A 20,776-nucleotide genomic window follows, 5' to 3' on the forward strand; every position below is an offset into this window, starting at 1 on the left:
TCAGCGGCAGACGGCACCCTGCGACGCCGACGTGACCAGCTTCGAGTACTTCGCCAGGACCCCGCGGGTATAGCGCGGCGGCAGGGGGGTGAACTCCTTGGCGCGGGCCTCGAGTTCGTCGTCGTCGACCAGCAGGTCCAGGAGGCCGCGCCCCACGTCGAGCCGGATGCGGTCGCCGTCGCGAACCAGGGCGATCGGCCCGCCGTCGACTGCTTCGGGCGCGACGTGACCGACGCACAGCCCGGTGGTGCCGCCGGAGAACCGGCCGTCGGTCATCAGCAACACGTCCTTGCCGAGGCCCGCGCCCTTGATGGCGCCGGTGATGGCCAGCATCTCGCGCATGCCCGGTCCGCCCTTGGGGCCTTCGTAGCGGATCACGACCACGTCGCCGGCGGTGATCGTGCCGTCCTCGAGTGCGTCCATCGCGGCGCGTTCGCGGTCGAAAACGCGTGCGGTGCCCTCGAATACGTCGGAGTCGAAACCGGCCGACTTCACCACCGCACCCTCCGGGGCCAGCGAGCCCTTGAGGATGGTGATGCCGCCGGTCGGATGGATGGGTGACTTGGTGGCCCGCAGGACCTGCCCGTCGGGATCCGGCGGCGCGATGTGCGCGAGGTTCTCCGCGACCGTCTTGCCGGTCACCGTCAGGCAGTCACCGTGCAGCAGCCCGGCGTCGAGCAGCGCCTTCATCACCACCGGCACACCGCCGATGCGGTCGACATCGGTCATCACGTGCCGGCCGAAAGGTTTGACGTCGGCGAGGTGGGGGACGCGGGCGCCGACGCTGATGAAGTCGTCCAGCGTCAGTTCGACCTCGGCCTCGTTGGCGATGGCGAGAAGGTGAAGCACCGCGTTGGTGGACCCGCCGAACGCCATCACCACGGCGATCGCGTTCTCGAAGGCCTCGCGGGTCATGATGTCGCGGGCGGTGATCCCGCGACGCAGCATCTCGACGACGGCCGCACCGCTCTGCCGCGCGAACTGGTCGCGACGCTTGTCCGGGGCGGGGGGAGCGGCGCTCCCGGGCAGCGACATCCCGAGTGCCTCGGCGGCGCTGGCCATCGTGTTCGCCGTGTACATACCGCCGCAGGCGCCCTCACCCGGGCAGATGGCGCGTTCGATGGTGTCGACGTCCTCGCGGCTCATGAGTCCGCGGGAGCACGCGCCCACCGCCTCGAAGGCGTCGATGATGGTGACCTGACGTTCCGAGCCGTCGGACAGCGTCGCGTATCCGGGCAGCGTGGATCCGGCGTAGAGGAACACCGAGGCGAGGTCGAGGCGGGCGGCGGCCATGAGCATGCCGGGCAGGGACTTGTCGCAGCCGGCGAGCAGGACCGAGCCGTCGAGGCGTTCCGCGCTCATCACGGTCTCGACACTGTCGGCGATCACCTCGCGGGAGACCAGCGAGAAGTGCATGCCCTCATGGCCCATGGAGATGCCGTCGGAGACCGAGATGGTGCCGAACTCCAGCGGATAACCGCCGCCTTCGTGGACTCCGTCCTTGACGGCCTTGGCCAGGCGGTCGAGGGAGAGGTTGCACGGGGTGATCTCGTTCCACGACGACCCGACACCGATCTGGGGTTTCACCCAGTCGTCGTCGCCCATGCCCACCGCGCGGAGCATGCCGCGGGCGGCGGTTTTCTCCAGGCCGTCGGTGACGTCGCGACTGCGAGGTTTGATGTCCACGTCGTTGCCTGTGCTGGTGCGCTCGGTCATGTGGTCCACGGTAGTGGTCCGCAGACGAGATCAGGCTGCGTTTCATCTCGCCGAACGGGCCGAAACGCAACCTGATCTCGATGAACAGCAGATGTTTCTAGGCGCGCAGTTCGCGCTTGAGCAGCTTTCCGCTCTGGTTGCGCGGCAGTTCCTCTACGAACTTCACCAGCTTCGGGACCTTGAACGGCGCGAGCCGCTGCTTGACGTGGTCGATCAGCTCGGCCTCGGTGACGACCGCCTCGGCGCGCAGCACGACGACTGCGGTGATCGCCTCGATCCACTTGTCGTCCGGGGTGCCTATGACGGCGACCTCGGCCACGGCGTCGTGGGTGTAGATCGCGTCCTCGACCTCGCGCGAGGCGACGAGGATGCCGCCGGTGTTGATGACGTCCTTGATGCGGTCGACGACGGTGACGTAACCCTCCTCGTCGCGCGTGACGAGGTCGCCGGAGTGGAACCAGCCGTCTCGGAAGGCCTCTTCGGTGGCGGTCGGGTTGTCCCAGTAGCCCTGGCACAGCTGCGGCGAGCGGTACAGGATCTCGCCGGGTTCACCGACCGGCACATCGTTGCCGTCTGCGTCGACGACGCGGGTCTCGACGAAGAACACCGGCCGTCCGCACGAAGCGGGTCGGGCGTCGTGCTCCTCGGGGCGGAGAACCGTTGCCAGCGGACCGATCTCGGACTGACCGAAACAGTTGTAGAAGCCGAGGTCGGGGTAGCGCTCGCGGAGGCGCTGCAGGACGGTGACCGGCATGATCGACGCGCCGTACTGCGCCTTGCGCAGCGACGACAGGTCGCGGGTCTCGAGGTCGGGGTGCGCGGCCAGCGGCACCCACACCGTCGGCGCCAGGAACAACGAACCGATCTTGTGTTTCTCCACGAGACGCAGGATCTCGGGGATGTCGGGTGCGGGCATCAACCGGATCGTGGCGCCGACCGCCAGGTACGGAACCATGAAGACGTGCATGCCCGCCGAGTGGTACAGCGGCATGCAGATGAGGGGATTGTCATCGGACTTGAGATCCAGCGCGATGATCGACGAGGTGTACTCGTGGATCAGGGCGCGGTGGGACATCATGGCGCCCTTGGGCTTCGACGTCGTGCCCGAGGTGTAGAGGAACTGCACGAGGTCGGTGTCCTCGACCGGGACGTCGAGTGCGGGAACGTCTCCCGTGGTTGCGATCGCGAACAGTGAATCGTCGGCGTCGCGCAGGGGGAGCACGAACTCGGCCGGTACGACGTCGATGACGGCGTCGAGGTTCTCGGTGAGAGCCGGGTCGACGAGCACGGCCCGTGCGCCGGACTGCTCGAGGAGGTAGCTCAGTTCGCCGGCACGCAGGGCGTAGTTGATCGGCACGTGGACGAGCCCGGCACGAGCGGCGGCGAGATAGCCGATCACATAGGCGTGCGAGTTGGTGCCGTAACCGGCCACGCGATCACCCTTGGTCAGACCGAGGGAGAGGAGGTGCCCGGCGGCGCGGGTCACGGCGTCGTCGAGCTCGCGGTAGGTCAGGGTGTCGTCGCCGAAATGGAGGGCGGCGCGGTCGGGGAATCTCGCGGCAGTGCGGCGCAGCACTCCGTCGACGGTGTTCGAAGTGGGGGTCATCACATCAACAGAATGACGGTTGAGCGGAGCGACGTGGCACGCACCCCCTGCCGCGTCCGGCACCCACCCAGTGCGTCTGTCAGAGTCGAAGGACAACACGAATCGGAGATCGACGCGATGGAGATGTGGCCATGGGAAGAGACCGAGATCGGGATCCCGGCGGTCGCGCCCGACAGGCTCGGCCGCGTGACGAACTGGGCCGCCCGCTACCGTACGGTGCGCCGGGCGTCGAGCCGGTGCCCGAGGAGCCGTTGCCACCGCACGAGACGATCGCATTCGCGTGGCGGCTGCTCGAGGACGGCCGGCCGTTCTCCGCGCACGAGGTGTTCGAGACCAGGTGGAAGTCCTGTCCGGCCGAGGAACGTCCCCTGTGGCAGGGGCTCGCCCAGCTCTGCGTGGCGCTGACGCATCATCGACGCGGAAATGCTCTCGGTGCCCGACGCCTCTACGATCGGGCCGCCGCGCGACTCGTCGAGTACGAGAACGCCGGCGGAGTGAGGTACGAGATGGATCTGACGGCGATCCGCGACCGTGTGCTCGACGAGATCGACGTGTCCGAACCGACCTGAGGTGGGCCGGCCGAGTGCCATCGCCGGCAGGGCCAGTTGTGATGTATCGGGTCTTCGGTGACAGTTCTGTGTCAGGACTTCGGTGACAGCTGGTGTGTCAGGACTTCGGTGACGGTCTGGTCTTCGTGGGGCGTGGGCCGCGGGGTTGTCGGTTGCCGACGTAGCGAACTCCGGAAGCGGGTCGAGGGTGTTCGACTACGACCTCTCCATCGGTGTTCGCGATGACGATCGCGCTGTCGTCGGCGACGACGAGGACCTGGTCGAAGGCGTGGTCCACATCGACCATGTAGGTGACTGAGTCCACGCTGATGGTGCCGGAAGTGCTGACAGTCCTGACCAGGACGCCCTCGGGTAGCTCGGCGGTTGGGCGCGGCGCGGGCGGGCGCGATGTAGGCCGATTGAACAGTGATCCACCGGCTATCGGGTGTGGCGCATGGGCTTTCGGTGTGGCTTGCCACGCGGCCAGTGGCGTGACGCGCCCTGGCAGGCCCTGGTGAGGCCGTTGGGTGTTGTAGATGTGATCGAACGCATCAAACCTGGGCCTGCAGCTCGGCCAGGGTGTCAGCCAATGGCTGCTTGTCCAGATACCGGAACAACGTCTGATGGAATCGCTCGTTCTTTCCCTGCGTGGTCGGCTTGTAGGGCTTGCCGGTGATCGTTTCCACCCCGAGCACGCGGACGTGCTCGACGAGCTGACCGAGACGGCCGCGCCGCGAGGGGTTGAGCGCGGGCCCATTGTCGGTGAGGAGTCGTTGAGGTACTCCGTGGGCGGTCACTGCCTTGTCGAACACGGCGATCGCAGCCTCAGCCGTTTCGCCCGCGGCCACATGTGAGCCCACGGCGTAGCGAGAGTGATCGTCGATGAGCTGCAGGATGACGCACCTGCGTCCACCGGTCAGGACGTACTCGGTGCCATCGAGTTGCCAGCACGCATTCGGCGCCGGGTAGACGAACCTCCGCCACGCCGAGCGGGGCTTCTTCTTTGGCTCACGGCGAGCGACACCGGCTTCGCGGAAGATCCGGGCCAGCGAGGCCGTTGAGGGCACCTCAGTCAACCCCATCGACTGCATCTTGTCGTGCACGCTGATCGGCCCGTGATCCAGACCTGAGGCTTCCAGAGCGGCGCGCACGGCCACCGCCTGCGCTTTGACCTCGTCATTGAGCGCTGACGGGCTCGACTTCGGGCGGCGGGTGCGGGGTTCCAGGACCGCCGACGGCCCATCCGCTCGTGCTCGTTTACGCAACTCGTAGAACGACTTCCGCGAAATCCCGTGTTCGGCGCAGAATGTCGAGACCGCTCCGCGGGGTGCATCATCAGGCCACTGCGAGATCGCCAGCCGCACGACAGGATCGATAGGTTCGTTAACTACCACCGCCTGAGCGTCGAGTGCTTGCAGTGTGAACCGAAGGCCAGGGTGCCGGCTTGGCTGGAGCCCATCGGGCGTGTCGTGCCCGCTAAACGGAAGCGACGCCTTGTCGCGTGCATCGACGTATGTCAATATTGACGAGTGTCGAATAAGAATCTTCTGCTGCCACCGGGCCGCGGCCTCAGTGGTGACCAGACCGGGGCTGTCACCCCACTGTTGAAGGCGCTTGCGGACCCGGTTCGGTTGCGGTTGTTGTCGGAGGTTGCCGCGCATCCGGGAGGCGAAGCCTGCGTGTGCGACATTTCCGGACCCTTCGAGCTGTCGCAGCCGACGATCTCACATCACCTGAAGGTGCTGCGCGAAGCGGGCTTGGTGACCAGTGAGCGCCGCGCGACGTGGGTGTACTACCGGGTGAACGCTGAAGCGCTGCAGCAACTGTCGGACCTGCTGGACGATCTCGCCACGGTCGTGGGGGAAACACGCTCGTGTGAGGTGGGCCAGTGACCGCCCCCGACACCGCGGTCGCGGGCAAGCTGTCGATGCTGGACCGATTCCTGCCGGTGTGGATCGGCGCCGCGATGGTCGCCGGCCTGCTGCTGGGCCGCAACGTTCCCGGCCTGGGAGACGCCCTGGCGGCCGTGGAGATCGACGGCATCTCGCTGCCGATCGCTCTCGGACTGCTGATCATGATGTATCCGGTGCTGGCGAAGGTGCGCTACGACCGACTCGACTCGGTCACCGGCGATCGTCGCCTGCTGCTGGGATCGCTGCTGCTGAACTGGATCGTCGGACCCGCGTTGATGTTCGCGCTGGCCTGGCTTCTGCTCCCCGACCTACCGGAGTACCGGACCGGGCTGATCATCGTCGGTCTGGCGCGCTGTATCGCGATGGTCATCATCTGGAACGACCTGGCGTGCGGCGACCGTGAAGCCGCTGCCGTCCTCGTCGCACTGAACTCGGTGTTCCAGGTGATCATGTTCGCCGTGCTGGGCTGGTTCTACCTCTCGGTGCTACCCGGATGGCTCGGCCTGGAACAGACGACCATCGACACCTCGCCGTGGCAGATCGCGAAGTCGGTGCTGATCTTCCTCGGAATCCCGCTGGTTGCCGGCTATCTCACCCGCCGCATCGGTGAACGGGCCAGAGGCCGCGAATGGTACGAGTCCTCGTTCCTCCCGCGATTGGGGCCGTGGGCCCTCTACGGTCTGCTGTTCACCATCGTCATCCTGTTCGCCTTGCAGGGGGAGCAGATCACCTCTCACCCGTGGGACGTCGTGCGGATCGCGCTGCCGCTGCTGATCTACTTCGCGGTGATGTGGGGTGGCGGATTCGTCCTCGGCGCCGTGATGGGGCTGGGTTACGCACGGACCACCACGCTGGCGTTCACCGCTGCCGGCAACAACTTCGAGCTCGCCATCGCCGTTGCGATCGCGACCTATGGTGCGACCTCCGGTCAGGCTCTTGCCGGAGTCATCGGCCCACTCATCGAGGTGCCCGTCCTCGTCGCGCTGGTCTATGTGTCTCTGGCGTTGCGGAAACGCTTCACCAGTCCGACGACCGCCTCCAACTCAGATGTGTCGAAGGAGCCTGTTCGCGATGTCTGAGAATGTGTTGGACGAACAGCTGAGTCGCGGCGAACACCGCGCCCAACCCGAGCTGCTGATGCCGCATACCGTGCTCGCCCGTACCGCAGCTGACTTGGCCGCCAAGTACGAGGGGGTGGTGTCTCGACAGACGGTGGAACGCTGTGTTTTCGAGTCCTACACCGCGTTACGGCGCACCTCCCGGGTGCATGCGCATCTGACGACCTTGGCGGGCCGGTTCGCTGCCGATCGGTTACGCGCCCTAGCGCAGGCTGAGGGGGCGGTACCCAAGGATGTGCCCGAAGTCCTGTTCATCTGCGTGCAGAACGCCGGCCGCTCGCAGATGGCTGCCGGATTGATGACCCACCACGCCACAGGTCGGGGACATGTGCGCTCGGCCGGATCGGTGCCGGCTCATTCGATCAACCCGACCGTCGTCGAAGCGATGTCAGAAATTGGCGTCGACCTGGGTACCGAGTACCCCAAACCACTCACCGACGATGTGGTCGCCGCCGCTGACGTGGTGGTGTCGATGGGCTGCGGCGACGCGTGCCCGATCTATCCCGGCAAGCGGTATCTCGATTGGACGGTCTCCGATCCTGAAGGCCGTCCACTTGGCGAGGTTCGCGCGATCCGCGATGACCTTGACGCCCGGGTTCGTGAGCTCCTTGCCGAGCTCACGGCCAACCATGTGTGACTTTCCGAGCATTCCTCCACAGCTGAAAGGGACTGTGTCTCATGTCTTCCTCTCGACCTAGCGTGCTGTTCGTGTGCGTCCACAATGCCGGCCGCTCACAGATGGCTGCGGGGTTCCTCACCGCGCTCAGCCAGGGCAGTGTCGAGGTCCGCTCCGCCGGATCTGCGCCCGCCGACTCGATCAATCCAGCCGCGGTCGAGGCGATGGCTGAAGTCGGTATCGACATCTCGGCACAGTCACCCAAGGTCCTCACCCCCGACACCGTCGAATCCTCCGATGTGGTGATCACCATGGGCTGTGGCGATGCATGCCCAGTATTCCCCGGCGTCAGCTACCGCGACTGGGCCCTCGACGACCCCGCCGGCCAAGGCATCGACGCGGTCCGCCCGATCCGCGATCAGATCCGCGCACTGGTCGCGGACCTCCTCGACGAACTGCTCCCCGCTAACCAGCAGGTCGGCCAGTGAGCACACCACCGCAGGTGCTGTTCGTGTGCGTGTCCAACCGCGGCAAATCGGTGATGGCCGAACACCTCACACCGACCGGATCACCCCGTCCTCGGCCGGCACCAGCGCGAAAATCGGCGGCCAGGTCAACGAGCTGTCCGCCCAGGCGCTCGCCGAAGTCGGCGCCACCGTGGACGGGCATCAGCCGCGGCAACTCACCGACGAACTGATGCAAACTGCAGATCTCGTCGTGGTGGTCGGCACCGCCGACGTCACCCCACCCGACGGCGTCGCCCTCGAAGTGTGGAACACCGACGAACCCTCCGAACGGGGCATCGACGGTATCGAACGGATGCGACTAATCCGCGACGACATCACCAACCGGATCCGCGCCCTCGCCGACCGCATCGCGCGGTAGGCGAGAGCGCAAGCCACGACCCCTCAGCAGCAAGCAGTGCGCACCTCAGCCGGTTCGGCGGCGCTGCCACCGCAGCACACCGAACCCTGCTCGACGTCATCGTTGGCGTTCTGCTCCAACAGTTTCGGGCTGGTCCCGAACGTGTCGGAGTCGGCGAGCACGGTGTAGACCTCCCACTTCTCGTTCGCCGGTCCGGTCACCCAGACCTTGTCCTGCGTTGCGAAACAGCAGGTGGAGTTGATCTCCTCCTGGGTGAACAGGCCCTCCCCGGACAGCCTGGCGATCTCGGCGTGCACCTTCTCGCTCGATTCGACCTCGACGCCGAGGTGGTTGATCGTGCCGCCCTGGCCGGGGTTCTCTAGCAGCACCAGTTTCAGGGGCGGCTCGACGATCGCGAAGTTGGCGTATCCCGGCTTGCGTTTGGCCGGGGTGGTGTTGAACAGCTTGGAGTAGAACTCGATCGCGGTATCGAGATCATCGACGTTGAGCGCGAGCTGCATACGGGACATGACCATCACCTTCACCTGTGAGACATATATCGAACTACTGACACATGCAGGCTGCCACCTTTTCGACATATGTCAAGTAGGGGCGTACGATCTGGTCATGCCGAAGCCCTTGCCGATGGTCGACATCAGCGCCCCGATCTGCTGCGCACCGGTATCCGCGGCCCCGCTCGATGACGACACAGCCCTAGAAATCGCTCTGCGACTCAAGGCCCTGGCCGATCCGGTCCGGATCAAACTCGTCTCAATCCTGCTCGCCGACACCGGGAACGGGATCTGCACCTGCGACCTCGCGACCGCGGTCGGCCTCACCGAGGCCACCACGAGCCACCACCTGGGGCAGCTCCGCAAGGCCGGCATGGTCGCACCTGACCGACGAGGGATGAACGTCTACTACCGCGCACGGCCAGAGTCGTTGGAAGCGCTACGCAGCGTTCTCAGCGCCACCACAGGGTGCTGCTGAACCGTCGCAGGCGCGGTCAGTTGAGCACCTGCGTCAGGCTCCCCCTCGTCGGCAACCGCGCCACGCAACGCACATAGCGTTGCGTGGCGGACACCAATGAAAGTGTCACCACCTAGACCCCTCAAACTGTCACCGATGTCTTGATGCGAAAGTGTCACCGATGTCCTGCGAGATGACAGCCGGCAGGGCCAGTTGTCGGACCGGTATGCGAACATATGTTCTATGCGGATCGAGCGTCGGGAGCGGCATGGTGCGACGATCCTGCACGCCGATCTCGACTCCTTCTACGCCTCGGTCGAGCAACGCGACGACCCGACCCTGCGCGGACGCCCGGTGTTGGTCGGCGGGGGAGTCGTGCTGGCCGCGAGCTATGAGGCCAAGGCCCGGGGAGTGCGGTCGCCGATGCCCGGTCACGAGGCGCGCGCACTGTGTCCCGATGCCGTGGTGGTGCGGCCCCGGTTCGACGCCTACATGGAGGCCAGTCGCGAGGTCTTCGATATCTTCCACGACACCACTCCGGTGGTCGAAGGCATCTCCGTCGACGAGGCGTTCCTCGACGTCGGCGGCCTGGGTCGGATCAGCGGGTGCCCGCATGACATCGCCACGACGATCCGGGCTCGAGTGCGCGAGGAGGTCGGCCTGCCGATCACTGTGGGTGGCGCGCGCAGCAAATTCCTGGCGAAGGTCGCCAGTGCCGTCGGCAAGCCCGACGGTCTGCTGATCGTCGCGCCGGGCACCGAGCTGGCATTTCTCCACCCCCTGCCGGTGCGTCGGCTGTGGGGCGTCGGACCGGTGACCGAGGCCAAGCTGCACGACGCCGGTGTCGAGACCGTCGGCCAGCTCGCCGAGATGGGGGAGCGTTCGCTGCGCGCAGTCGTCGGGCCCGGAGCGGGCCGGCACCTGTTCGCCCTCTCGCTCGCGCAGGACCCGCGTCGGGTCGAGACCGGCAAGCGCCGATCGTCGATCGGATCGCAACGAGCACTGGGACGTCGACCCAAGTCCGAGGCCGACCTAGAGGCGACCATCACGGCCATCGTCGAACGGCTCGGCAAGCGACTCAGATCCGCCGAGAGGGTCTGTCGCACAATCGTTCTCCGGCTCCGCTTCGACGACTTCGCCCGCGCGACCAGGTCCCGAACGCTCCTCCGGCCGACCGACCGCACCGATATCATCATGGCGTCGGCCCGCGGACTCCTCGCCGACGCCATGCCGATCATCCGTGAGCGCGGCTGCACTCTCGTCGGATTGTCGCTGACCAATCTCGACGACCACGACAACATCCAGCTGACGCTGCCCTTCGACACCGATCACGCGGAGCAGCTCGACGCCACGATGGACCTGTTGCGCGACCGGTTCGGCCGGGACTCCGTCACACGAGCGGTGCTCATCGGCCGTCATCACGGCGACGACGCACCGATGCTCCCCGACTGACGGGATCTCGTAGAAGAGATGCGCGCCATATCCCCGTGCTCTCTACGGATCACCGGCCGAGCAAAAAGCGCAGAACGATACTTATGCGCTCAAGCGTGACTGTGTCGTCGACTGCCCCAACACTTCTGATGTGGCCACCGAAATGTGGTCGTCCTCACATCCACATCAGAATCGAGCTAGACAATGTTGGTAGCACTCGGCCTCGGAATGGTGGCCACCTTCATGGTCCTGATCATCACCAAACGGGCCACGCCCGTGGTGGCGCTGATCCTCGTCCCGGTCGCGTTCGGCCTGTTCGCGGGTGCCGGCCTCGACATCAGCGACATGATCACCGACGGCATCAAGGACCTCGCACCCACGGCGGCGATGCTGTTCTTCGCGATCATCTTCTTCGGGATCATGATCGACGTCGGTCTCTTCGACCCGGTGGTCCGCCTCGTCATCCGCGCCGTGCGCGACGACCCGGCCCGGCTCGTCGTCGGCACCGCGGTCCTCGCGATGGTCGTCTCGCTCGACGGTGACGGTTCGACGACCTTCATCATCACCACCGCCGCCCTGCTGCCGCTGTACGTGAAACTCGGTGTGAGCCCGGTGGTTCTGACCGTGGTCGCCGGCCTCGCCAACGGCACCATGAACATCCTCCCGTGGGGTGGCCCCACCGCCCGCGCCGCGAGTGCGCTCAAGATCGACACCAACGACGTCTTCGTCCCGATGATCCCCGCACTCGCCGCCGCGCTGGTCGTCGTACTTCTCTTCGCCTATCACCTGGGAGTCCTCGAACGCCGACGTATCGGCACCCTCGAGATGAAGGAATCGTTGTTGGCTCCGCGTGAAGAGGTGCTGGTCGCCGCCGGCACCGGCACCACCGTCCCGCCCACGCCGCCGCGGCGCAGTACCGGCGGATCGTCGGACATCGATTCGACGCCAACGGGTTCCGACGATCCGGAAGCCCAGGACCGCGACCAGTCGTTCTCCAGCGTCCTCGACCCCAATCGGGAAACCCTGCGGCCAAAGCTGTTGTGGGTCAACGCCGGACTCACCGTCGCGCTGCTGGCGATCCTCGGCGCCGACGTCCTCGCCATCCCCGTGCTGTTCATGGTCTTCGCCGGCATCGCCCTGGCCGTCAACTTCCCGCACGTCAAGCAGCAGCAGGCGGCCATCACCCGGCACAGCTCGAGCATCGTGTCGGTGGTCGCCATGGTCCTCGCCGCCGCGGTGTTGACCGGCGTCTTCAACGGCACCGGCATGGTCGACGCCATCGCCCACTGGCTCTCCGACGGCATCCCCGACTGGATGGGGCCGCACATGGCGATCGTCGTCGGCGTGCTGTCGATCCCGTTCACCTTCCTGATGAGCAACGACGCCTTCTACTACGGCGTGCTGCCGGTCCTGTCCGAGACCGCGACTCGCTACGGCATCGACCCCACCGAGATGGCCCGCGCATCCATCACCGGTCAGACGGTGCACATGCAGAGCCCGCTGGTCCCGGCGATCCTCCTGCTCGTCGCGCTCGCCGGTGTCACCCTCGCCGACCATCACAAGAAGGTGCTGTGGCGGGCGACGGTGGTCTCCCTGGTCATGCTCGGCGCGGGCGTGCTCGTCGGAGCCATCCCGTTCTGAGCGGATCGATGTCGGTGGCGGCGCTGGATTCACAGCCGCCACTAGGCTGACGTCATGCGTTTACGGACGCAGGTGCTGCTGTTGCAGCTCGCTGTCCTCGCGGTCAGCCTCGCGGTCGGGTTCGGTCTCGTCATCGCCGGGGCCGACGACCGTGTCCGCGACGAGTACGCACAGCGAGCCCTCGCCATCGCCCGGTCGGTGGCCGCCGACACCGACGTCCGCGCCGCGGTGGCGGCTCAACAGGGTCGAGCCGTGGAAGCGGACGATCTCGTCGACGGCCCGCTGCAACGCCAGGCGGCCGCGGTTCGGGAACGGACCGGCGCACTGTTCGTCGTCATCGGCAACGACCAGGGCATCCGACTCGCCCACCCTGAGGTCGCGGAACTGGCGAAACCGGTGTCGACCGACCCGTCGAAGGCGCTGGCCGGCTCCGACGACGTCGCGACCGACCGGGGCACCCTCGGCGAGTCCGTCCGGGCGAAGGTCCCGATCTTCGACCCCGGCGGTCGCATCGTCGGCTTCGTCAGCGTCGGCGTCTCGACGGAACGGCTCGCGAAGGAAACGCGCAGCGACATCATCGCCACGACGCTCCTCGCGCTGACCGCACTGGGCATCGGCGCACTCGGATCGGTCATGCTGGCCCGGCGCTGGCGCAAGCTCACCCTCGGTCTCGAGTCCGACGAGCTCGCCGAACTCGTCCGCGAACAGCGCGCTGTCCTGCACTCGATGGCCGACGGCGTGCTGGCCGTCGACGCCGACGGCATCGTCCGGGTCGTCAACGACAAGGCCCGCGCGCTCCTCGACATCGACGCTCCGGTGGGCACGAAGGCCGCCGACCTGGGACTCACCCCGCGCATCGCAGCCGTTCTGGCCACGCCCACCGACGAGCCCCTCGCCGCCACCGTCGGCGATCGCGTCGTCCTCGTCAGCTCCCACCGGGTCCACGCCGACGGCCGCGACCTCGGCATGGTCCTTTCGGTCATCGACCGCACCGACGTCGAAACGCTCAGCCGCGAAGTCGATTCCATCCGATCGATGGGCGCCGCTCTCCGCGCCCAACGGCACGAGACCGCCAACCGCATCCACGTTCTCGCCGGACTCCTTCGCCATGGCCACGCCGACGAAGCGCTCGGGTACCTCGAAGAACTCTCCGGCAGCGGCCCCGGCGGCGCGCTCCTCGCCGGGCTGGGCAACGTCCGCGAACCCCACCTCCACGCCTTTCTCGACGCCAAAGCCGCCCACGCGCGCGAACGTCGCGTCACGCTCCGCCTCGGCGACCAGACCTGGCTGCAGGGCACCCTCACCGAACCCGTCGTCGCCACCACCGTCGTCGGCAACCTCATCGACAATTCCATCGAGGCTGCATCTGGGACCGGTGCCGACGGGGTCGTCGAGGTCGAGCTGATCGCCGACGGCGACACCCTGTTCGTCGCGGTCGGCGACTCCGGCCCCGGCATCGCCTTCGACGATCCGGACAAGGTCTTCGACGAAGGGGCCACCACCAAACCCGGCGACCACGTGCCCGGTGGCCGGGGGATGGGCCTGTCCATCGCGCGTCAGGTCGCGCGTCGGATCGGTGGAGACCTGTGGGTCGCGGACCCCGGTGGCGACCGGTCCCCGACGCCGGAGCATGATCCGCCTGGCGCACTGTTCGTCGCCCGGCTCCCGGGCATCATCGCGCCCGGGCCCGACGAGGAGGTGGCGCCGCAGTGAGTGAGGAGCTGGGTGTCCTCATCGTCGACGACGACTTCCGCGTCGCCGCACTGCATTCGACGATCGTCGATGCCGTGCGCGGCTTCAGCGTCCGCGCGCGGGTCGGCAGCGTCGCCGAGGCTCGTCGGGCGTTCGTCGACCACCCCGACATCGACCTCGCACTCCTCGACGTCTACCTCCCCGACGGCTCCGGCATCGACCTGGTCGCCGAACTCGACTGCGACTGCTTCATCGTCGGCGCCGAGACCGACGCGGCCGCCGTCCGCACCGCGATGCGCGCCGGCGCGCTGGCCTACCTGATCAAACCCTTCGACGACGCCGATCTCGCCCGTCGTCTTGCCGGTTACGCGCAGTACCGGCGCGCGCTCAGCGGTGAGAACGTCGACCAACACGCGGTCGACGCCGCGCTGTCCGCGCTGCGGTTCGGCACCCGCGCGGCGGAGCGGTCGGAATCGGGATCTCCCACCGAGCAACGCATCCTCGACCTGTTCGTCGATCCCGACACCGCCCTGTTCGCCGACGACGTGTCCCGGGAGGTGGGGATCGCGGCACCGACAGCCCGGCGACACCTGGCCAACCTCGTTGCCGCCGGCCGTCTCCGGATGTCGCTGCAGTACGGAACCACCGGCCGACCCCGGCAGGAGTACCGCCGTCGGTAAATCGTGACCTGATAATCCTGCGGGCGGGGTACGCCGCGACCCTTGCGCACTAGAGTGTCAACCCATGACGACGCAAGTAGACGCCACCAATCCCGATCTGGTGACGGTCGGTGTGCCGACGCATTGGTACAACCTCGCCGCCGAGCTCGAGACACCGATTCCCCCGCACCTGCACCCCGGCACCAAGGAACCCGTCGGCCCGGAGGACCTCGCCGCCCTGTTCCCCAGCGGGCTCATCGCGCAGGAGGTCTCCAGCGAGACCTACATCGAGATCCCCGAACCGGTCCGCGAGATCTACAAGATGTGGCGACCGTCGCCGCTGATCCGTGCCCGCCGCTTCGAGGAGGCGCTCAACACCAACGCGCGCATCTACGTCAAGTACGAGGGCGTCAGCCCGGTCGGCAGCCACAAGACCAACTCCGCTGTCGCGCAGGCCTATTACAACAGCATCGACGGCGTCACCAAGCTGACGACCGAGACCGGCGCGGGCCAGTGGGGCAGCGCGCTCGCCTTCGCCGGTGCGCAGTTCGGGATCGACGTCGAGGTCTGGCAGGTCCGCGCCTCGTACAGCTCGAAGCCATACCGCGGCTTCCTGATCCGCACCTACGGCGGCACCATCCACCCGAGCCCCTCGGACCTCACCGAGTCGGGCCGGGCCATGCTCGCCAAGGACCCGGACACCACCGGCAGCCTAGGAATGGCCGTCAGCGAGGCCGTCGAGGTGGCCGCTTCGAACGCCGACACCCGCTACGCCCTGGGCAGCGTGCTCAACCATGTGGTGCTGCACCAGAGCGTCATCGGCCAGGAGGCCGTCGACCAGCTCAACGCCGTCGAACCCGGCGGTGCCGACATCGTCTTCGGCTGCGCCGGTGGCGGTTCGAACCTTGCCGGGCTCTCGTTTCCGTTCCTGCGGGAGAAGCTGCACGGCCGGTCCGACCCGCGCGTGGTCGCCGCCGAACCGGCCGCCTGCCCATCGATCACCCAGGGCGAGTACCGCTACGACCACGGTGACGTCGCCGGTCTCACCCCGCTGCTCAAGATGCACACGCTGGGAATGGATTTCGTTCCGGACCCGATCCACGCCGGTGGCCTGCGCTACCACGGCATGGCGCCGGCGCTGAGCCACACCGTCGAACTCGGGCTCGTCGAGGGTGTGGCCATCAGCCAGCATGACGCGTTCGCCGCGGGCGTGCAGTTTGCTCGCACGCAGGGCATCGTCCCCGCTCCGGAGTCGACGCACGCCATCGCCGCGTGTGCCGCGGCCGTCGCCGACAGTGACAAGGAGCAGGTCGTGGTCATCGGGCTGTCGGGGCACGGCCAGCTCGATCTGCCCGCCTACGCAGAGTTCCTCGACGGCAACTTCTGAGCATGACCCCGGCGATGCGGACAGTCGGTGTCGACCTGTCCGCATCGCCGGTCAAGACCGCGGTCGCGGTCGTCGACTGGTTCGACGACCGGGCCGAGTTGGCGGACCTCGTTGTCGGAGCCGACGACGCCGAGATCCGATCCCTCGCCGACGGTGCGACGCGCATCGGCATCGACTCACCCTTTGGCTGGCCCGACGACTTCGTGGATTTCGTAGTCGCACATCATCGTGACGGCCTGAGCCCTGGTCGTCGGCTCGACGACATCGCGAATCGACGTCCGCTGGCGCTGCGTCGTACCGACGTGTGGATCGCCGAGTCCGGCCTCGGCCGACCGCTCAGTGTGTCGGCCGATCAGATCGCCCACGTCGCCTTTCGCTGCGCGGGTCTCCTCGGCGACCTGGGCGTCGACGACCGCGTCGACGGTTGGGCCGTCGAGGCCTATCCCGCCGGAGCACTGAAACACTGGGGCCTCACCTCACGTGGCTACAAGCGCGCCACCAATCGAGCTGTACTTTCCGAGCTCGTCGAAGCGCTCCAGGCCGCGGCGCCGTGGCTGGTCCTCGGCGACCGGGTCGGCCGGATGCGCAGCGACGACGACGCCTTCGATGCCGTCATCACCGCGCTGATCGCCCGTGCCGCGGAGTTGGGACGCACGACGCTGCCCTCCGAGGGTGACCGGTCAGTCGCGGTGCGGGAGGGCTGGATCCACGTCCCCGACTGCGAGCTGCACGAACTCGGCCCCGTCGCTGGTTGAGTAGGTGAGGAGCCTGCGACGAGCCGTATCGAAACCACCCTCACCTCAACGACTTCCGCATCACCACCCGTGGGAACCCGTTCAGTACCGAGGTCGTGTCGGCGGCCTTGGTGAAGCCCGCCTTCTCGAACAGTCCGCGGGTGCCGACGTACGCCATGGTGAGATCGACTTTCTCGCCACGGTTGTCGACTGGGTACCCCTCGATGGCCGGCGCCCCGTTGGACCTCGCGAACTCGACCGCGCCGTCGAGGAGCGCATGTGAGATCCCCTGCTTGCGGTGGCCGGGTCGGACCCGGATGCACCAGACCGACCACACGGGGAGATCGTCGACGTGCGGGATCTTGCGATTGGTTGCGAAGGTCGTGTCCGCGCGCGGTGACACGGCAGCCCAGCCGACCACGTCGTCGCCGTCGTTCGTGGTCTCGTAGGCCAGGACTCCGAGCGGAATCCCGCTGTCGCACAACTCCTTCACGTACTCGCCGCGCTGCTCGCGGACCAGTGCCTGATTCTGCTTGCTCGGGATGCGGTAGCTGAGGCACCAGCACACGTTGGAGGTCGGCTTCTTGGGGCCGAGGATCGTCGCCATGTCGGCGAAGTTCGTCGCGGGCCGGACGTCGATCGTCATGCGTCCCAGCATCACAACCGGCGCGGACCTGGCGCAAGGGCCAGATCGTGTCCGCGATCAGCGCTGGATGCGGGGAACCGACCGGTAGACCGTGCGGAACCAGATGGTGGTGAGGATGTCGATGGCGGTGTCGTCGTCGGGGATCGACCCGACCACGCCTCCGCGGACGGCGAGCCAAGACCAGCAGGAGGATTCGAGCGTGTTCACCAACGCCGACGCGAGCGGTTCGAGGGGGAGGCCGACTTCGTACCCGGCGCGTTCCGCGCTGCGCAATCCCGCCAGAACCTGTTTGATCCCCGACGCCCGGTTGGCGTGCCAGCGGTCCCGGAACTCGTCGTCGAGCATGGACATCTGGAACAGGCCGATGATCTCGGGCAGGTACTTCTTGTAGGTGGTCCAGTAGGCGGTGACCGCGGCGCGCACTCCGGCTTCGGGATCGCTGTGGCGTGTTGCGAGGGACCCCTCGACCACCTCGTCGCTGAACTGGTCGAGTAGCGCTTCGAGGAGCTGATCTTTGTTGTCGTAGTAGTTGTAGAACGAGCCGGTGGAGCGTCCCGCGGCCTCCGCGATGTCGGAGATCTTGGTGTTCAGGTAGCCCTTGTCGGCGAAGCACCGGCGTGCCGCGTCGAGAAACGCGGCCTCGGTCTGACGTCCCTTGTTCGTCGGCGGCACCCGAGCACTCCTTCCGGGGACTGATCGATATATCGAACCACGCGTTCACATTGGTCGGAGAAGGTCCGGTCGAATGGTGTGGTCCTTGTCATATTCTGAACCTGAATCTAGCATCAGAAAAGTCGAACGGGAACCACCGGTGTTCCCGCGTAACCGATCGCGCCTGCTCGTCTCTCACGAACACTCACACAGGAGTCAGCCAGTGGAATCGTTCATCCAGCACCGGAAAGGTCGCACGCCGCGACAGGTCCACCGCGACGTCGAGGATCTCAAGGACGACGAGCTCGGGCGGTACGGGTTCACCGGCCGCACGGCACACCTCTACCGGCGCAATGACCCGACCCAGTTCCGCGCGGTCGGAACCCACACCGGCGTCGACCGCTTCGTCACCGAGCTGACCCCGACCGATCAGATCGACCCGTCGGGTGAGCCGCTGCTGATGTTCTACAACGACGACTGCCGCATCTCGCTGAGTCGCCGCGGCGAGGCCGCACCGTTCTGGTTCCGTCCGGTCGACGGCGACGAACTGGTCTTCGTCCACGAGGGCACCGGCTACTTCGAGACCGAGTTCGGCCGGTTGCCCTACCGCCCGGGGGATTACGTGTACATCCCCAAGGGGTGCACGTACCGCCAGATCCCCGACGACCAGTCGCTGCTGCTGATCATCGAGGCGGTCGACGAGTACCGGGTCCCGGAGCCGGGCGTTCTCGGACGGTTCTTCCCGTTCGATTCGTCGCTGGTCGCCGTTCCGGAAGCCGAGGTCTTCGAGGGTGACGGACGCGAGGAGTACGAGGTCCGCTTCCGTCAGCGCGAGGGACAGACCACGCTGTTCTATCCCTTCCACCCGCTCGACGTCGAGGGCTGGCGCGGGGATCTGTTTCCATTCACCTTCAACATCGAGGACTACGACGTCATCACCTCGGAGTCGGTGCACCTGCCGCCGACGGTGCACCTCTTCATGCAGGCCACCGGCGTGTACGTGATGAACTTCCTGCCGCGGCCGGCCGAGGCCCGCAAGGGTGCCGAGCGACTGCCCTGGTACCACCGCAACACCGACTTCGACGAGATCGCGTTCTTCCACGGCGGCAGCCTGTTCGGCGCCGGCATGCCGCCGGGATTCGTCTCGCATGCGCCGCAGGGCATCCACCACGGCATCCCCGAACGTGCCCGCGAGCGGTCGCGCCGCAAGTTCGACGAGTTCGACCGCGTGGAGTGGAAGGTCATCGCGATCGACACGCGTCGTCGTCTCATCGCGACCCCCGTCATGACCGAGTCGGCGCAGGCCGAGGTCCAGGAAGAGGCACAGGTATGACGTCGCCGAACACGTTGCCGCGCCACGAATACGAGCGCATTCCCTACCTCGTCGTCTTCGACGACACGTCGGCGTACAAAGACACCTATGGCGGTGTCACCGAGAGCGTCGTCCTGGAGAGCTACCTCCTCAAGCCGGTCGGCGTGCCGTCGAAGAACGTCATCATCTTCATGCACCCGATCGGCGGTGGTGCCTACCTGCCGATGACCAACGCGCTGGCCCGCGCCGGGCATCACGTCATCTACTGCAACAGCCGGTATCGCGGCGTCGACAGTGCGCTGATCATGGAGAAGGTCGTCCAGGATCTCGGCGCCTGCGTGAAGGACGCCAAGGAGCGCCTCGGCTACGAGAAGGTGATCCTGGCCGGCTGGAGTGGTGGCGGTGCGCTGTCGCTGTACTACCAGCAGCAGGCCCAGCATGCGACGGTCACCGAGACCCCGGCGGGCGAACCGCCAGACCTCACCCGGCTCGACCTCCCGGCCGCGGACGGCATGATGCTCCTCGCCGCCCACGTGTCGCGGCACGGGACGCTGACCGAGTGGATGGACCCCTCGATCCTCGACGAAACCGACCCGGAGAAGCGCGATCCCGAGCTCGATCTCTACAACCCGGCCAACCCGAACCAGCCGCCGTACACCGCGGAGTTCCTGGAGCGGTACCGAGCAGCGCAGATCGACCGCAACCGCCGGATCACCGCGTGGGTGAAGGAACAACTCGCCGACCTTCGCGGCCGTGGCGAGCCGCTGATGGAACGCGGTTTCATCGTCCACGGCACCATGGCCGACCCCCGGTGGCTGGACCTGTCCGTCGACCCGAGCGACCGCAAACTGGGCTGCTACCTGGGTGATCCGCGCATCGTCAACATGGGTCCGGTCGGCCTGGCGCGCTTCACGACGCTGCGAAGCTGGTTGTCGCAGTGGAGTTATGACGACGCCCACGGCGACGGTCCGCGCTGCGCCGCCGATCTCGAGGTCCCGACCCTCGTCATCGGCAACTCGGCCGACAACGCGTGCACGCCCAGTCACACCCACCGACTGTTCGACGCCGTCGGACACCCCGACAAGACGCTGCACACCATTACCGGTGCGACGCACTACTATTCGGGGCGCGAACAGATCCCGCACCTCAAGGAGGCGGTCGGCATCATCACGGGCTGGATGGGTGAGCGGGGTTGGGCCAACTGATCACCGGGTTCTCTGAGATCCGCCCTGAAATGCGCCCCTGAGTTCCGCCCCCGGAATGCGCCCTCCGT

20 protein-coding genes and 2 pseudogenes are annotated in these 20,776 nt (G+C 66.9%); 15 read left to right on the top strand and 7 right to left on the bottom strand.

Annotated elements, in window-relative coordinates; genetic code table 11:
- Nucleotides 1-1,716 carry a dihydroxy-acid dehydratase gene (gene ilvD / locus LQD00_RS09020; protein ID WP_232716814.1) on the bottom strand — a complete coding sequence of 572 codons (1,716 nt, stop codon included), beginning with the start codon at nucleotides 1,714-1,716 and terminating at the stop codon, nucleotides 1-3.
- Nucleotides 1,717-1,813: 97 nt separating this feature from the next.
- The gene (locus LQD00_RS09025; protein WP_232716815.1) at nucleotides 1,814-3,322 is read right to left on the bottom strand and encodes an acyl-CoA synthetase; all 1,509 of its coding nucleotides are present in this window, start codon (nucleotides 3,320-3,322) and stop codon (nucleotides 1,814-1,816) included.
- Between the two features lie 131 nt (nucleotides 3,323-3,453).
- Between LQD00_RS09025 and LQD00_RS09030 the strand changes: the two genes are divergently transcribed.
- A complete protein-coding gene (locus LQD00_RS09030) occupies nucleotides 3,454-3,891 on the top strand; it encodes a DUF309 domain-containing protein (protein WP_232716816.1) in 438 nt (145 codons plus the stop codon).
- A 97-nt stretch (nucleotides 3,892-3,988) separates the two neighbouring features.
- On the opposite strand, the gene LQD00_RS22840 is transcribed toward LQD00_RS09030, so the two are convergent.
- Nucleotides 3,989-4,195, bottom strand: coding sequence for a hypothetical protein (locus tag LQD00_RS22840; protein ID WP_232717110.1), 207 nt, complete (start codon nucleotides 4,193-4,195; stop codon nucleotides 3,989-3,991).
- Between the two features lie 132 nt (nucleotides 4,196-4,327).
- Nucleotides 4,328-5,264, bottom strand: a pseudogene (locus tag LQD00_RS09040) (integrase core domain-containing protein); the annotation flags it as partial.
- 135 nt (nucleotides 5,265-5,399) lie between these two features.
- Here LQD00_RS09040 and LQD00_RS09045 point away from each other — a divergent pair.
- From LQD00_RS09045 to LQD00_RS09065, 5 genes and pseudogenes are all read left to right on the top strand, one after another.
- Nucleotides 5,400-5,762, top strand: a complete 363-nt coding sequence (locus LQD00_RS09045) for an ArsR/SmtB family transcription factor (protein ID WP_109239101.1) — start codon at nucleotides 5,400-5,402, stop codon at nucleotides 5,760-5,762.
- Entirely contained in the window at nucleotides 5,759-6,862 is a 1,104-nt protein-coding gene (arsB, locus tag LQD00_RS09050; protein ID WP_308195948.1) for an ACR3 family arsenite efflux transporter, read from the top strand. The genes LQD00_RS09045 and arsB overlap by 4 nt, the downstream gene beginning before the upstream one ends.
- The gene (locus tag LQD00_RS09055; protein WP_232716817.1) at nucleotides 6,855-7,538 is read left to right on the top strand and encodes an arsenate reductase/protein-tyrosine-phosphatase family protein; all 684 of its coding nucleotides are present in this window, start codon (nucleotides 6,855-6,857) and stop codon (nucleotides 7,536-7,538) included. Before arsB ends, LQD00_RS09055 begins: the two co-directional genes overlap by 8 nt.
- A 41-nt stretch (nucleotides 7,539-7,579) precedes the next feature.
- Nucleotides 7,580-8,005, top strand: coding sequence for an arsenate reductase ArsC (locus LQD00_RS09060; RefSeq protein WP_006902068.1), 426 nt, complete (start codon nucleotides 7,580-7,582; stop codon nucleotides 8,003-8,005).
- Nucleotides 8,002-8,402: pseudogene (locus tag LQD00_RS09065) on the top strand (arsenate-mycothiol transferase ArsC). Before LQD00_RS09060 ends, LQD00_RS09065 begins: the two are co-directional and overlap by 4 nt.
- Nucleotides 8,403-8,425: 23 nt before the next feature.
- Here LQD00_RS09065 and LQD00_RS09070 read toward each other — a convergent pair.
- Nucleotides 8,426-8,911, bottom strand: coding sequence for an ArsI/CadI family heavy metal resistance metalloenzyme (locus LQD00_RS09070; protein ID WP_010844638.1), 486 nt, complete (start codon nucleotides 8,909-8,911; stop codon nucleotides 8,426-8,428).
- A gap of 97 nt (nucleotides 8,912-9,008) precedes the next feature.
- Between LQD00_RS09070 and LQD00_RS09075 the strand changes: the two genes are divergently transcribed.
- The 7 genes from LQD00_RS09075 to LQD00_RS09105 all read left to right on the top strand — a co-directional run bounded on the left by LQD00_RS09075 (nucleotide 9,009) and on the right by LQD00_RS09105 (nucleotide 16,915).
- Nucleotides 9,009-9,371 (top strand): Rv2640c family ArsR-like transcriptional regulator, encoded by a 363-nt coding sequence (locus LQD00_RS09075; protein ID WP_006902070.1) that lies wholly within the window; start codon nucleotides 9,009-9,011, stop codon nucleotides 9,369-9,371.
- Nucleotides 9,372-9,593: 222 nt separating this feature from the next.
- Nucleotides 9,594-10,802 (top strand): DNA polymerase IV, encoded by a 1,209-nt coding sequence (gene dinB, locus LQD00_RS09080; protein ID WP_232716818.1) that lies wholly within the window; start codon nucleotides 9,594-9,596, stop codon nucleotides 10,800-10,802.
- A gap of 183 nt (nucleotides 10,803-10,985) precedes the next feature.
- Nucleotides 10,986-12,422 (top strand): CitMHS family transporter, encoded by a 1,437-nt coding sequence (locus LQD00_RS09085; RefSeq protein WP_232716819.1) that lies wholly within the window; start codon nucleotides 10,986-10,988, stop codon nucleotides 12,420-12,422.
- A gap of 54 nt (nucleotides 12,423-12,476) precedes the next feature.
- Complete coding sequence (locus LQD00_RS09090; RefSeq protein ID WP_232716820.1) at nucleotides 12,477-14,135, top strand: ATP-binding protein; 1,659 nt, start codon at nucleotides 12,477-12,479, stop codon at nucleotides 14,133-14,135.
- Nucleotides 14,132-14,794 carry a response regulator gene (locus LQD00_RS09095; protein WP_232716821.1) on the top strand — a complete coding sequence of 221 codons (663 nt, stop codon included), beginning with the start codon at nucleotides 14,132-14,134 and terminating at the stop codon, nucleotides 14,792-14,794. The genes LQD00_RS09090 and LQD00_RS09095 overlap by 4 nt, the downstream gene beginning before the upstream one ends.
- A gap of 64 nt (nucleotides 14,795-14,858) precedes the next feature.
- Nucleotides 14,859-16,160 (top strand): TrpB-like pyridoxal phosphate-dependent enzyme, encoded by a 1,302-nt coding sequence (locus tag LQD00_RS09100; RefSeq protein WP_232716822.1) that lies wholly within the window; start codon nucleotides 14,859-14,861, stop codon nucleotides 16,158-16,160.
- A gap of 2 nt (nucleotides 16,161-16,162) precedes the next feature.
- Entirely contained in the window at nucleotides 16,163-16,915 is a 753-nt protein-coding gene (locus tag LQD00_RS09105) for a DUF429 domain-containing protein (protein ID WP_232716823.1), read from the top strand.
- A 40-nt stretch (nucleotides 16,916-16,955) separates the two neighbouring features.
- On the opposite strand, the gene LQD00_RS09110 is transcribed toward LQD00_RS09105, so the two are convergent.
- Together LQD00_RS09110 and LQD00_RS09115 are read right to left on the bottom strand one after the other, a co-directional pair.
- Nucleotides 16,956-17,540 carry a GNAT family N-acetyltransferase gene (locus LQD00_RS09110; protein WP_232716824.1) on the bottom strand — a complete coding sequence of 195 codons (585 nt, stop codon included), beginning with the start codon at nucleotides 17,538-17,540 and terminating at the stop codon, nucleotides 16,956-16,958.
- A gap of 57 nt (nucleotides 17,541-17,597) precedes the next feature.
- Entirely contained in the window at nucleotides 17,598-18,212 is a 615-nt protein-coding gene (locus LQD00_RS09115; RefSeq protein WP_232716825.1) for a TetR/AcrR family transcriptional regulator, read from the bottom strand.
- Between the two features lie 202 nt (nucleotides 18,213-18,414).
- On the opposite strand from LQD00_RS09115, the gene LQD00_RS09120 reads away from it, so the two are divergent.
- A complete protein-coding gene (locus tag LQD00_RS09120) occupies nucleotides 18,415-19,524 on the top strand; it encodes a homogentisate 1,2-dioxygenase (protein ID WP_232716826.1) in 1,110 nt (369 codons plus the stop codon).
- Complete coding sequence (locus LQD00_RS09125) at nucleotides 19,521-20,708, top strand: alpha/beta fold hydrolase (RefSeq protein WP_232716827.1); 1,188 nt, start codon at nucleotides 19,521-19,523, stop codon at nucleotides 20,706-20,708. The genes LQD00_RS09120 and LQD00_RS09125 overlap by 4 nt, the downstream gene beginning before the upstream one ends.
- The last annotated feature ends 68 nt before the right edge of the window (nucleotides 20,709-20,776 follow it).

It is taken from the genome of Gordonia metallireducens, from assembly GCF_021245825.1.
In the GTDB taxonomy this organism is placed as follows: Bacteria; Actinomycetota; Actinomycetes; order Mycobacteriales; family Mycobacteriaceae; genus Gordonia; species Gordonia namibiensis.

Coding starts and splice junctions, on each gene's coding strand:
- LQD00_RS09070 (WP_010844638.1), bottom strand. CDS start 8,911: ATGTCCCGTATGCAGCTCGCGCTCAACGTCGATGATCTCGATACCGCG.
- LQD00_RS09125 (WP_232716827.1), top strand. CDS start 19,521: ATGACGTCGCCGAACACGTTGCCGCGCCACGAATACGAGCGCATTCCC.
- dinB (WP_232716818.1), top strand. CDS start 9,594: ATGCGGATCGAGCGTCGGGAGCGGCATGGTGCGACGATCCTGCACGCC.
- LQD00_RS09055 (WP_232716817.1), top strand. CDS start 6,855: ATGTCTGAGAATGTGTTGGACGAACAGCTGAGTCGCGGCGAACACCGC.
- LQD00_RS09030 (WP_232716816.1), top strand. CDS start 3,454: ATGGGAAGAGACCGAGATCGGGATCCCGGCGGTCGCGCCCGACAGGCT.
- LQD00_RS09060 (WP_006902068.1), top strand. CDS start 7,580: ATGTCTTCCTCTCGACCTAGCGTGCTGTTCGTGTGCGTCCACAATGCC.
- LQD00_RS09025 (WP_232716815.1), bottom strand. CDS start 3,322: ATGACCCCCACTTCGAACACCGTCGACGGAGTGCTGCGCCGCACTGCC.
- LQD00_RS09085 (WP_232716819.1), top strand. CDS start 10,986: ATGTTGGTAGCACTCGGCCTCGGAATGGTGGCCACCTTCATGGTCCTG.
- LQD00_RS09090 (WP_232716820.1), top strand. CDS start 12,477: ATGCGTTTACGGACGCAGGTGCTGCTGTTGCAGCTCGCTGTCCTCGCG.
- ilvD (WP_232716814.1), bottom strand. CDS start 1,716: ATGACCGAGCGCACCAGCACAGGCAACGACGTGGACATCAAACCTCGC.
- LQD00_RS09105 (WP_232716823.1), top strand. CDS start 16,163: ATGACCCCGGCGATGCGGACAGTCGGTGTCGACCTGTCCGCATCGCCG.
- LQD00_RS09075 (WP_006902070.1), top strand. CDS start 9,009: ATGCCGAAGCCCTTGCCGATGGTCGACATCAGCGCCCCGATCTGCTGC.
- LQD00_RS09110 (WP_232716824.1), bottom strand. CDS start 17,540: ATGACGATCGACGTCCGGCCCGCGACGAACTTCGCCGACATGGCGACG.
- LQD00_RS09100 (WP_232716822.1), top strand. CDS start 14,859: ATGACGACGCAAGTAGACGCCACCAATCCCGATCTGGTGACGGTCGGT.